11 protein-coding genes are annotated in these 11,723 nt (G+C 47.9%); 5 read left to right on the forward strand and 6 right to left on the reverse strand.

The window, feature by feature from the left end; all coding sequences use genetic code 11:
- The first annotated feature begins 125 nt into the window (after nucleotides 1-125).
- Together grxB and R2S67_RS13085 are read left to right on the forward strand one after the other, a co-directional pair.
- Nucleotides 126-755: a glutaredoxin 2 gene (gene grxB / locus R2S67_RS13080; protein ID WP_317344959.1), complete on the forward strand. Its 630-nt coding sequence runs from the start codon at nucleotides 126-128 to the stop codon at nucleotides 753-755.
- A gap of 10 nt (nucleotides 756-765) precedes the next feature.
- Nucleotides 766-1,890, forward strand: coding sequence for an alkene reductase (locus R2S67_RS13085; RefSeq protein ID WP_226420404.1), 1,125 nt, complete (start codon nucleotides 766-768; stop codon nucleotides 1,888-1,890).
- 83 nt (nucleotides 1,891-1,973) lie between these two features.
- On the opposite strand, the gene R2S67_RS13090 is transcribed toward R2S67_RS13085, so the two are convergent.
- The 3 genes from R2S67_RS13090 to R2S67_RS13100 are packed head-to-tail and all read right to left on the reverse strand — an operon-like array spanning nucleotide 1,974 to nucleotide 4,360.
- Nucleotides 1,974-3,032, reverse strand: coding sequence for a zinc-binding dehydrogenase (locus R2S67_RS13090; RefSeq protein ID WP_301576695.1), 1,059 nt, complete (start codon nucleotides 3,030-3,032; stop codon nucleotides 1,974-1,976).
- Between the two features lie 4 nt (nucleotides 3,033-3,036).
- Nucleotides 3,037-3,549 (reverse strand): 2,4'-dihydroxyacetophenone dioxygenase family protein, encoded by a 513-nt coding sequence (locus tag R2S67_RS13095; protein WP_134645453.1) that lies wholly within the window; start codon nucleotides 3,547-3,549, stop codon nucleotides 3,037-3,039.
- Nucleotides 3,550-3,598: 49 nt separating this feature from the next.
- Nucleotides 3,599-4,360, reverse strand: coding sequence for an SDR family NAD(P)-dependent oxidoreductase (locus R2S67_RS13100; RefSeq protein ID WP_005392740.1), 762 nt, complete (start codon nucleotides 4,358-4,360; stop codon nucleotides 3,599-3,601).
- A 131-nt stretch (nucleotides 4,361-4,491) separates the two neighbouring features.
- On the opposite strand from R2S67_RS13100, the gene R2S67_RS13105 reads away from it, so the two are divergent.
- The gene (locus tag R2S67_RS13105) at nucleotides 4,492-5,493 is read left to right on the forward strand and encodes an AraC family transcriptional regulator ligand-binding domain-containing protein (protein ID WP_317344960.1); all 1,002 of its coding nucleotides are present in this window, start codon (nucleotides 4,492-4,494) and stop codon (nucleotides 5,491-5,493) included.
- A 64-nt stretch (nucleotides 5,494-5,557) separates the two neighbouring features.
- Here the strand turns inward: R2S67_RS13105 and R2S67_RS13110 are convergent, their stop codons facing one another.
- From R2S67_RS13110 to R2S67_RS13120, 3 genes are all read right to left on the reverse strand, one after another.
- Nucleotides 5,558-6,835: a TRAP transporter large permease gene (locus R2S67_RS13110; protein ID WP_005392736.1), complete on the reverse strand. Its 1,278-nt coding sequence runs from the start codon at nucleotides 6,833-6,835 to the stop codon at nucleotides 5,558-5,560.
- On the reverse strand, nucleotides 6,832-7,389 hold the full coding sequence (locus R2S67_RS13115) for a TRAP transporter small permease (RefSeq protein WP_167427291.1): 558 nt from the start codon (nucleotides 7,387-7,389) through the stop codon (nucleotides 6,832-6,834). Before R2S67_RS13115 ends, R2S67_RS13110 begins: the two co-directional genes overlap by 4 nt.
- A 132-nt stretch (nucleotides 7,390-7,521) precedes the next feature.
- Nucleotides 7,522-8,955, reverse strand: coding sequence for a PLP-dependent aminotransferase family protein (locus R2S67_RS13120; RefSeq protein WP_005392732.1), 1,434 nt, complete (start codon nucleotides 8,953-8,955; stop codon nucleotides 7,522-7,524).
- Nucleotides 8,956-9,228: 273 nt separating this feature from the next.
- Here R2S67_RS13120 and doeA point away from each other — a divergent pair, with 273 nt between their 5' ends.
- Both doeA and doeB read left to right on the forward strand, forming a co-directional pair.
- Nucleotides 9,229-10,416: an ectoine hydrolase DoeA gene (gene doeA / locus R2S67_RS13125; protein ID WP_005392731.1), complete on the forward strand. Its 1,188-nt coding sequence runs from the start codon at nucleotides 9,229-9,231 to the stop codon at nucleotides 10,414-10,416.
- Nucleotides 10,417-10,470: 54 nt separating this feature from the next.
- The gene (gene doeB / locus R2S67_RS13130) at nucleotides 10,471-11,478 is read left to right on the forward strand and encodes a N(2)-acetyl-L-2,4-diaminobutanoate deacetylase DoeB (RefSeq protein WP_006741395.1); all 1,008 of its coding nucleotides are present in this window, start codon (nucleotides 10,471-10,473) and stop codon (nucleotides 11,476-11,478) included.
- Nucleotides 11,479-11,723 lie beyond the last annotated feature (245 nt).

The following is an 11,723-nucleotide window of genomic DNA, read 5'->3' on the forward strand; positions in this document are numbered from 1 at the left end:
CATATACTGACCCTATCGACATTGTTTAGACCCAGAACGTTATGTGACAGGGAAAAGTTAAACGCAGTAACGCTGTTCAACGCACAACAACACGCCCTGCCCAGCCAAGAGATAGGAAACAAAAAATGAAACTGTACATTTATGAACATTGCCCCTTTAGCGCCCGCGTCCGTTTTGTTGCAGGCATGCTGAATATTCAGCTCGACGTCATCAACATTGCTTATGACGACGAGAGCACCACCACAAACATCATCGGCGCAAAACAAGTTCCTCTTTTGATCAAAGACGATGGCGAAGCGATGGCGGAAAGCTTAGACATCATCAACTACTTCCTTGAATTGGCATCTTCCAATGAAAGCAGCCAACCCTCAGCACCGGTTTTAGACTGGCAAAAACAGGCGTTTTTACCGCTACAAAAAGTCGGGTATCCGCGTTGGTCAAACATGACGTTACCGGAATTTGCAACAGAAACCGCTAAACAAGCATGGCGTGCAAAAAAAGAAACCGAAGCATTAAATTTTGAAGCCTTGATTAACGATACACCTGCGATTGCGAAAGAAGTCGCCGCTTTGATAGAACAAACCAAATCCTTGCTCAACCTAAGTTCAGAAAAGCAAACGTCACTGGTTGATCAGGCCATTATGTTCTCCATTCTACGCGGCTTTTTCAGTGCGCCCGAAGTGCAATGGGATCCAGCCGTACTTCACTGGATGGCAACCGCTCGTAAAGAGACCAACGTGCCAGTACTTATCTGAGGAGCGCAACATGAAACAAAGAACAAATAAGCTGTTTGAACCAGCTCAACTAAAAGCGTTGTCACTACAAAACCGTATTGTCATGGCACCAATGACTCGCGCACGCACCACTCAGCCGGGCAACATCCCGAATGAGATGATGGCAACGTATTATCAACAGCGCGCTTCTGCCGGGCTGATCATTTCCGAAGCCACACAAATTTCGGACGATTCTCAAGGCTATTCGTTCACCCCTGGCGTTTACACCGATGCGCAAGTGGCGGGCTGGCAAGGAGTGACCCAAGCGGTCAAATCACAAGGTGCAGCGATGTTTTGTCAGCTATGGCATGTGGGCAGAGTGTCTCACCCAACATTCCAAAATGGTGAACAGCCTATCGCACCATCTGCGCTCGCTCCGGTAGAGACGCAAGTTTGGATTGCGGATGAACAAGGCAACGGCAATATGGTCGATTGTGTTGAGCCACGCGCCATGACACAAGCGGACATCAACCGAGTTGTCGGTGATTTCGCGAACGCAGCCAAACGCGCCATTGAATCGGGTTTTGATGGGGTAGAAATCCACGGCGGGAATGGGTATCTGATCGATCAGTTCTTAAGAACCAACTCAAACCATCGAACAGACAACTACGGCGGTCCACGAGAAAATCGTATCCGTTTTCTTATCGAAGTAGTGGATGCAGTTATCGCCGCTGTTGGTGCGCATCGAGTTGGAGTGAGATTGGCACCATTCATTACGTTTAAAGATATGGACTGCCCAGATATCGTGCCAACAATCTTAGAAGCATCAAAGCAACTACAGGAGCGCGACATTGCCTACTTACACTTGTCCGAGGCCGATTGGGCCGATGCTCCAACGATTCCTGAGGCGTTTCGAGTCGAACTTAGAAAGCGCTTTCGCAACGCTATTATTGTTGCAGGTCGCTACGATCCTCAACGAGCAAACGAAGTATTAGAGAAAGGCTACGCGGATCTTGTCGCATTCGGACGACCATTCGTAGCAAACCCAGACTTAGTCTCTCGCTTGCAACATCACCATCCGTTGGCAGAACTCGATGGCTCAACGTTGTTTGGCGGAAACGAACGAGGCTACACCGATTACCCTGCTCTGCAACAGAAATGCGCAGAACAGGCCTAACAAAAAAAGCCCCAACCTAGCTGCTACGGTTGGGGCTGTCACCAAACTAAACTTGGTTTTGGCTAGCTTAAGTTGGCTAAGAGTTAAACCACTTCTAACGCGCCGCTGCGCCAAGGTTCGATAACGACTTTGATGTGATCATTTGGCGTCATTAACTGTCTAAACGCATCTTCCACACCATCGATTCCCACTTTGGCAGTGAGCATTTTCTGCCAAGGCAACTTGTGTTCGGCAATCGCTTGTAGGCATTGCTCAAACTCGTGTGGTTGGTAGTAGTAAGAGAATCTCAAATCGAGCTCTTTTACCGTCGCGTACGCGTAGTTAACGGTTGCTGGAGTCGTATGAATGCCTGATACAACGATTCGTGCTCGGGCAGGAGCACGGCGCATGAAATCATCAATTAAAGTATGTTTGCCAACACACTCATAAATGACCAAACGTGAATTCATTGCGTACTGTGCCCCGACGGCGATCTCGTCTTCCTTGGTCGGGTTGATCAATCGATTTGCGCCAAACTCACTAGCAAGTAGCAACTTCTCTTCCTGAAGATCGACCGCAAGAATATTGCTCACGCCACGTTGTTTCAGTGCAGCAATCACAGCCAGTCCTATAGGACCGCAACCGACAACCAGCGCTGTTTCTTCCGTCTCGATTTCACTGCGATTGACCGCGTGCAAACCGACCGCCAGTGGTTCGGTCAATGCCGCCGCCTCGGACGGCATTTCGTCGGGCACTGGCAGTAGGAGCGCTTCATCAAGTAGGAAATACTCAGAGTAAGCGCCGTAAGTACCCGGAGTGACACCAACGCCTGCGCCATTTTGGCTGAGCAACATCGGCACAGAGGTGACTCGGCTACCTACAGGCAACGTTTGCTGCGTGTCAGCGCCGTATTCGACAATTTCCGCACAGAATTCATGTCCCAACATCACTTGAGCGTGCTCACCGACTTCATCAGGCATCAACCCGAGCTGGTGGAATACATCAAACACCTCATCCGCGTGTCGAGTAATGTGTAGGTCGGAGCCACAAATCCCACAGGCAAGGCTGCGAACCAACACTTGTCCTGCTGCGGGCTGAGGTATTTCGACTTGCTGCAGGCGGACACGGCCATCTAGCATTACGATACTGTTCATCTGTTGCATGAGATTACTCCGCAAGATCATCACTCAGGCCAGCAATCGCACCCGGCTTGATGTAGCGTGCAGTAAAGCCTTGCGCTTTAGCGGCGGCAACCACCACTTGCTCAATCCAACCTGCGTCCATGATGTTGAGGAAGTTACCCTCTTCGTCAAAGTTAATGTTCGCACCTTGGATCACCATAAAACCGTCGGCACCGCCTGAGCTTTCAGGGCAGTGGAAAGTATGAATCGAGCCGCCCGGCTCATATAAGTAGCTGCCAGCGGTTTGGACTTGATCTGGGTACTCAATGTAGTGCCAAGCGCCGCTTAGGGTATAGAAGTGCACCACACCAGTGTGGAAGTGCTTAGGTAGAGTCACGCCCGGTTTGAACTTGGCGCGAATCACCCACGTACCGTTTTCTGGATCAAGAAACAGTGGGTAAACATCAACACCCGGTAGAGCGTCTTTAATGATCGACTCTTCATTAGTATTAAGAGTTAATAGGAAATCTTGATGCTGAATAACTTCTGGTAATGACATAACTTACATCCTCACTATTGCTGTAATTTGGCGTGCTCGCCTATTCCATCTATCCCATGAGTGGGTACTTAAAATTCTCGAAACCGTCAGATGCGCTAATGGTGCAGCCGTTGATACAGTTGGCTTTCTCGCTGACAAGAAACGCCACCACGTTGGCAATCTCTTCTGGTTGCGTGAAGTTTTGACGCATCTGTTCTTTGCGGATGTGGTTCCACAAGCCAATCTCTTCGTATTGCCTTAACATCGGAGTATCAACGCGTCCCGGAGCAACCGCGCACACACGAATATCAAGAGGCGCTAACTCTAGAGCGGCACATTTGGTCATCATATCGACTGCGGCTTTGCTGACGTTGTAGGTAAACGTCATCTCGGAGGCCATTTGGGCGTAAACGGAAGAGGTATTGAGGATCACGCCCGGTGTCCCTTGCGCTTGGAATTGTCGTCCAGCGGCGAGAATGCCATAGTAAACGCCGTTTTGGTTGACTTTAGAGATAGGCTCAAAGTCGGCGATAGGATCATGTTCAAGCAGAGGTTTCGGTGCGCCGATGCCTGCATTGTTGACCATGATGTCAAGTGAGCCAAATTGTTCGACCGCGTACTTCACCATGGCTTCGACTTGTTGGTAATCGGTGACGTCCGCAACAAAGGTTTCCAACTGCTTAGAGCCAAAACTTGCGTACATTTGCAGTGATTGCTCTGAAATATCGACAGCAAGCACTTTGGCTCCTTGCTCTCTTAGCTTTGCAATAATAGCTTGCCCAATTCCACCCGCAGCGCCAGTCACTATGGCAGTTTTATTGATAAGTTCCATACAGCTTCTCATCCATGCGTTGTTGTTATCGAAATGTAACTTAGATCAACTCACTGGCACTCACTTGACCTTTTACGAAGTAAATTTGATATATTGCGATTTACAACCTGTTAACATTTAAAAATCGAGACATGTATATCGTACGAAGTGGCGCTGCCGATAAATTTGATAGCTTGGTTTCAGAATTAGGTCAGAATCCGCAAGAGATAATGGCCGCTGTTGGCCTGTCTGCCGCGCAGTTTCGCGATCCCGATACCTATCTCGCCTACCCTAGGTTGGCTGAATTACTGGAAGAAGCGGCTGCTCGTTGTAAGCAACCGTTGTTTGGTGCGTTACTCGCCGAGCGCCAAAACCTGCAAAGTTTAGGCGATTTGCCGATGCTGGTTTCTCGTGCTGAAACGGTCGGTGATGCATTGGCGCGGGTGAATGATTATCTCTATCTGCATTCGTCAGGCGTTACTCTCAACATGACGCCACAAGATGATTGGGTACGATTGTCGCTCAATATTGATGTGAATAGTGACCGCGGTATTGCGCAGTTGATGCAGCTCAGTGTGTCACATTTAGCCATGTTTATCGCCAGTTTGCTCGATATTGAAGCAAGCCACTTCGCGCTGCATTTGACTCAACACGCAACATTGGAAGTAGAGCAAAGCAAGTTTGCCCAACAGAACAAACTGCGTTTTGGTGATAAGTTTGACGGTATATTGCTCAAAGCCAACCTGCTCAACGCTAAGAATCACCAAGACGAAGACGCACTGGATCGCCACTTTCAACAGCACCTCAAGTATTTGCAAACCCGCTATCCTAACAATCTCAGTGACCAAGCGGCCAATATGATTGGTCGTTTGCTATCGACGGGAGAATGCAGCGTTGAGCGCGTCGCCAGAGCATTAGACCTGCATCCGAGAATGCTACAAAACAAGTTGAAACAGCAGGAAACAAGTTATCGACAGTTGTTACAACAAGTACGACAGGATTTCGCCGAGCAGCGTTTAAGTGAGAATATTCAGAGTATTACCGATATCGCGTTGCAACTGGGCTATGCAGAAACTGCGGTATTCAGCCGCCACTTTCGCAGTTGGACAGGAAAGTCGCCTAGCCAATGGAGACTGGAGAACAGGATAAGTTGAACCAGTTTGAGAGCATAGATTAAAAAGCCGCTGATATTCAGCGGCTTTGAGCGTTTAGTCGATACTATCGAAACGCTAGATCACGTAAGAAAAGTGAAATCGAAGGGAAGAAAATCAACATCACAGAGACCAACAGCAAGATGAACACAAACGGTGGTGTGCCGCGAATCACTTCTACATAAGGGCGTTTAAACACGGCAATCGCGGTAAAAATATCACAACCGAATGGCGGCGTTGCAGAGCCTATCGCAGCTTGCAAGGTCACGATGGTGCCGACCAGTACTGGGTCAATGCCAGAGGACTTAATCACAGGTGCAAAGATAGGGATCAAAATCAGCATCACTACGATTGGATCAACGAACATACAACCAATAAAGAACGCAATTGAAATAACGACCAGTAACTCGGTCTGCGAAAGATCATTAATCCCGATCATACCCAACAATTCTTGCGGGATCTGGGCAAATGAAATTACCCAAGAAAAAGCAGCCCCTGCTGCGACTAAGATAAATACCACCGCGGTAACCATGCCCGTAGAAAGCGCGATTTCGCCAAGCTCCTTCCATTTCACTTTACGGAAGATAACCATTTCTAATAACACAGCGTACAACACCGAAACCGACGCCGCTTCGGTAGGGCTAAATACTCCAGCATAAATACCGCCAACAGTAATGATCGGAAAACCAAATGGTAAAACCGCTTTACGTATTGTGGTCCAACGCTCTTTCCAGCTGGCTCGCGGGGCATTTTCTACAGAGCTTTTACCTGCATAAAAATAACAGTAGGCAGAAAACATCAATAAAATCACGATCGCCGGTCCAATACCAGCAATAAACAGCTCCGCAACCGATGTTCCAGACACCACACCATAGATGATCATACCGATACTCGGTGGAATAAGGAGCGCTAAGTCAGAGGCGTTAATAATCAAAGCCAGAGCAAAGCTGTCTTTGTAACCATACTCCAACATTTTCGGTCGCATAATAGAGCCAACAGAAACAACGGTGGCTTGTGTAGACCCAGATACCGCACCAAACATCGCACAGCTAAGCGATGAGGTGATCGCCAGACCGCCACGAACGTGCCCAACAAACGCCATTGCGACATCTAGCAAGCGCGTTGCTGCCACGCCTCGGGTAATAATTTCTGCCGCGAGAATAAACATCGGTACTGCGATCAACGCAGCGGGTTTGATGCCAGCAAGCATTTGCTGGATCATAAAATCTGGCCCCAGACCAAGAAAAACAATAAATCCCAACATGGTCGCCGCTAATAGCGGTACCAACATCGGAAATCCAAAAGCCAACAACGTGATCATCGTTGCAACAAGAGCGGTCGTCATAGCGCTTTCTCCTGCTTAGTGGCAGAGCCGACTCTATCTGGTCGAGATGAGCGTGAAAGTTTTGTCAGCGTTATGAAACGTTTGATATGGCGACCACCCACACGCGCGAACTGAACCGTGCTAAAGAAAAGGCCAATCGGTGCGATTAAGTACACCCAACTCAAAGGTACTTGCATTGCAGGAGAAAGACGCCCCATTTGGCTCACCTTGCCAATGTATTGCCACGAATACCAAGTTAGTACCGCCACCAATGCAGCGGTGAGTAAATAAATAATGCCGTTGGCTAAAGTTTGTATACGCTTTGGAAGCATATCGGTAAATGCCGTCATACGGATATGGCGAGATTGGCGGGCAGCATAACTGCAACCAATAAACGTGACGGCGATAATGAGGAAATAATTGAGTTCTTCTGAAAAGTAGATGCTTTGGCTAAAGAGGTAGCGCCCTAATACGTTAGCAATTGAGTTCAACGCAATAAGAAGCACCGAGCCAATGAGCAGTGCCGCCTCCGCTTTCTGTATATATTTATCTAGCCACTGAAAAATCCCTTTCATCCGCGCTGCTCCTGATCAACAAAAATGTTAATGAAACGTTATCTTTTTCATGACAATCAAGTCAATCAGGTGAATAAGAAAGATTTTCTGAACTTGGCGCTTTCGCAGAAAAAATTGGTCAGAGCATACTGCTCAGACCAAAAAGTGAGAGGTTGGAGGGTTTGTATCGAGAATTTCTGCAATCACAGATAACCCATGCTTGATGTAGCCTCGATTAGTCTCTGCTCCCAAACTGATTCGCACGTAAGGCATTGGCTGATTAGTATCGAGAACAAAAGGTTTATACCCCGTGATCTGCACCCCAGAACGCTTAGCCGAAGCGACCAGATCATCACTGCTCCACTGCTCGGGTAACCTCAACCAAATGTGCTGACCATTCGGGTGTGAGCTATAAACATGCCCTTCTAAGGTGGCTTTTGCTATTCGCTGGCGCTTGGCAAATTCATTGACTTGAAATCGAATAAGTCGATTTAATGTACCGTTTTCGATCCACAAATGAGCAACTTCAAACGGTAACGGGGTCGCAGACCAACTCGTCGCAGCTAAACGGCCAATCGCATGCTGCAAAAAATGACGTGGGACCGTTAAGTAGCCCGTACGCATACCTGGCGCTACGACTTTGGTTAAACTGGTGACATAAAAAGCCTGCTCGGGTAACAGTGCGGCGAGAGGTGGGACACGATTGGGCTCTAGTGCCCCATACACGTCATCTTCAATCACGTAGATCTCATACTGCTTCGCAATATTTGCTATTGCCTCTCGGCGCACAATATCCATATGCGCACTATTCGGATTGGCCATGCTCGGTGTGCAACACAGCGCCTTGATTGGTTTGTGTTTACATGCCCATTCAAATGCATCCGGCGTGATACCAAACTCATCCATCTCAAGCGGCTGTAACTTAAATCCAAGCATTCTCGAGCGAGAGATCAAGCCATGATCGACTAAGTGACCACAAGCGACTAAATCACCGTGTTCAACAACGGTGCTTAAAGCCAACGTCAAGCCATGGCATGCACCATTTGTGAGTAATATTTGATCGGTACCAACGTCCAGTCCTTGGCTACTGAGAAATCGCGCTCCGGACTCAATATGATGAGGCTGACCTGTTACTGGCTTTGCTTTACTGATCAAACTGCGATTGTTTGTTTGCCCAGCAATTTCCATTAACGCCTGATTAAAAAGCGTAATGTGGCGATCGGTTACTACCGGATGAGCGATCGACATATCAATTTCATCCGGCGTTTCTTTCATCTCTTGCGTCAGCATGAACTCCGTGTCCGTGCTTTCATCCACAAAGCCTGATTTTACAAACGTACCGTTTCCCACCCAAGACTCGAGCGCACCTTTTTTCTCTGCATAACCATATGCATGACTGACGGTTTGTACGCTCACGCCAATTTGCTCCGCAAACTCACGATGTGTGGGTAGTCGAGTACCGGGTTTTAGGTAACCACTGCGGACACATTCGACAAGATAATTGCCAATGGAGATGTACTTAGCGGTGCCTGGGCGAATGATCGGGTTCAAAGAAATTGTCATGACACAATATTTTAATTGATTCATTTTTAATGCTCATTGTAACTTCAATTTAACAAATGGCGAGTTTTTAGCCATCAAATGCGGTGTAATGCACAAAAATGAGCCACAATTGTAATGATTGACATGAGAAATATAGATTCAACAAACATGTTAAATGGCATCGTTTAATCCAAACCCAGCCGCAGTGGTGAGTTGCAATAGTTTTTAAACGCAGGTCTGGCTGACCTGGTGGAAGGTAGAAATACCTCAACGTCTCCGAAGGCCCATAAGGCGTCGGATTTTTAACAAGGAGAAAATATGAGAGGCGTTGCTTTGCATTTTACACTGGATGAATTCCAGGACCGATTAACAAAAGTTCGGCAGTCGATGGAAGAACGAGAGTTGGATGTCCTTATCATTCACGATCCTTCTAACATGGCATGGCTGACTGGTTATGACGGTTGGTCTTTTTATGTCCCACAATGTGTCGTTGTAGGATCATCTGGCGAGCCTGTTTGGTTTGGGCGCTGCCAAGATGCCAATGGGGCATACAGAACTGCGTATATGTCGGCAGAAAACATCACCTACTACCCAGACCATTATGTAATGAACCCACCATTACACCCAATGGATTTTCTGGTAGAAGCGGTACTCGCCCCGCGTCTTTGGGATCGCGGCCGTATCGGGGTGGAAAAAGATAACTATTACTTTAGTGCCACCGCTTACGAGTCACTCACCACGCACTTGCCGAATGCTCAACTTCTCGATGCAACCGGGCTAGTCAATTGGTGTCGCGCCGTTAAATCTGATCAAGAACTGGCTTATATGTACCGCGCAGCTCGCATTGTTGAAAATATGCATCGCGTCGCGTTCGATATGATCGAGCCAGGATTGCCTAAACATCACCTTGTCGCCGAGATTAACCGCCAAGCAGTACTTGGGCATGAAGATCACTTTGGCGATTACACCGCGATCGTGCCGCTTTTGCCATCTGGTTCTGATGCTTCTGCACCTCACCTAACGTGGGACGATAGGCCTTTCAAAAAAGGCGAAGGTACTTTTTTCGAAATCGCTGGCGCGCATCGCCGTTACCATTGCCCACTCTCTCGCACTATTTTTCTTGGAGAACCGGACGACAAATTCAAACGTGCAGATGAAGCATTAACTTTAGGTCTCGAAGCAGGCTTAGAAGTCGCAAGACCAGGCAATACTTGCGCCGACATCGCCAACGCATTGAACCAAGTCCTCGATAAAGCAGGATTCTCACGTGAAGGCGCCCGATGTGGTTACCCAATTGGTCTGAGCTACCCTCCTGACTGGGGCGAACGAACCATGAGCTTGCGAGACACCGATAAAACCGTATTAAAAGAAGGCATGACATTCCACTTTATGCCGGGGCTATGGTTTGAAGATTGGGGGTTAGAAACCACCGAAAGCATTGTGATCACCCGTGATGGTGCAAAAACACTGTGTGATTTCCCACGCCACTTATTTGTTAAACACTAACTTTTCAAACCGTAAGTTCTGTTGAACTAGGCTTAAGAACAAAAAGGACTCGATATGCAAAAGAGCTCGATCACAGCCACCGTAGACTTTGACCGAGAAGGCGTGCAGCACGGCTTTTTAGCGCTGCCCTATTCCCATGATGACTCCGCTTGGGGAAGCATCATGATACCTATCACCGTGATAAAAAATGGTCACGGGCCAACGGCGCTGCTTACTGGCGGTAATCACGGTGATGAATACGAAGGCATCACCAGCCTGCTAAAATTGGCAAACTCGCTGCAAGCAGAGCAAATACAAGGTCGCGTCATTATTGTGCCAATGATGAACTTACCTGCGGTACAAAATGCCTCGCGCACATCGTCTATCGATAAAGGGAATTTAAATCGCAGCTTTCCCGGAAACCCTGTAGGCTCAGTGACCGAAAAAATCGCGGATTACTTTACTCGTTACTTAGTACCCATGTGCGATTTTGCGTTAGACATTCATTCAGGTGGTAAAACGTTAGACATCGTGCCTTTCGCCGCAGCCCATCGCCTCGACAACCTCGATCAAGAAGAAGCATGCATCTTAGGTGCAAAGCTGTTTGGCGCACCTTACACCATGATCTTGCTCGAAATGGACGCCACCAGCCTGTACGACACCGCAGTGGAATCTCAAGGCAAAATTTTCGTCACCACAGAGCTCAGAGGTGGCGGAACCAGCACTCCAGAAACCATCGCTTATGCCGACCGTGGTATTCGTAACTTCTTGCGTTTTTCGGGCAACTTATCAGGTGATTACGAAAAACCAACCCTGCCAACTAGGTTGCTTGATATGCCCGATGCAAGTTGCTACGTGCAAAGCCAGCACAACGGTATCACCGAATACTTATTTGAGCTTGGCGATACCATCAAACAAGACGATGTACTGGCAAGAATCTATTCAACCGAGCGTACAGGGAGCGACCCAATCGAATACAAAGCGCAGCGCAGTGGGATTTTTGCTGCACGTCGTTTCCCTGCCATGGTCAACATTGGTGACACGGTCGCCGTAATTGCCGAAGACTGTGGCGAATTAAACTAACTCTTACTAGGGCGTATTGACCTTTCGCGGTTAAATTTTGTTCGAGGTAAAATCGTTTTAGGCGCGGCGAAGACTATGCAGCCTAGTCATTCTAAGCAAATGGCCTTCAACAAAGCATAAAACGATTTTAACCGAACCCTTCGGGCAGCCTTTGTGGTTCATTTCTACTGCGTTATCGGCTTTTTATGCAGGCCACCCACAAATCGCTGCAAAAATCAGCTCGAAAGGTCAAYACGCCCTAAACA

It is taken from the genome of Vibrio sp. T13N (assembly GCF_032970445.1).
Lineage (GTDB): Bacteria > Pseudomonadota > Gammaproteobacteria > Enterobacterales > Vibrionaceae > Vibrio > Vibrio diabolicus.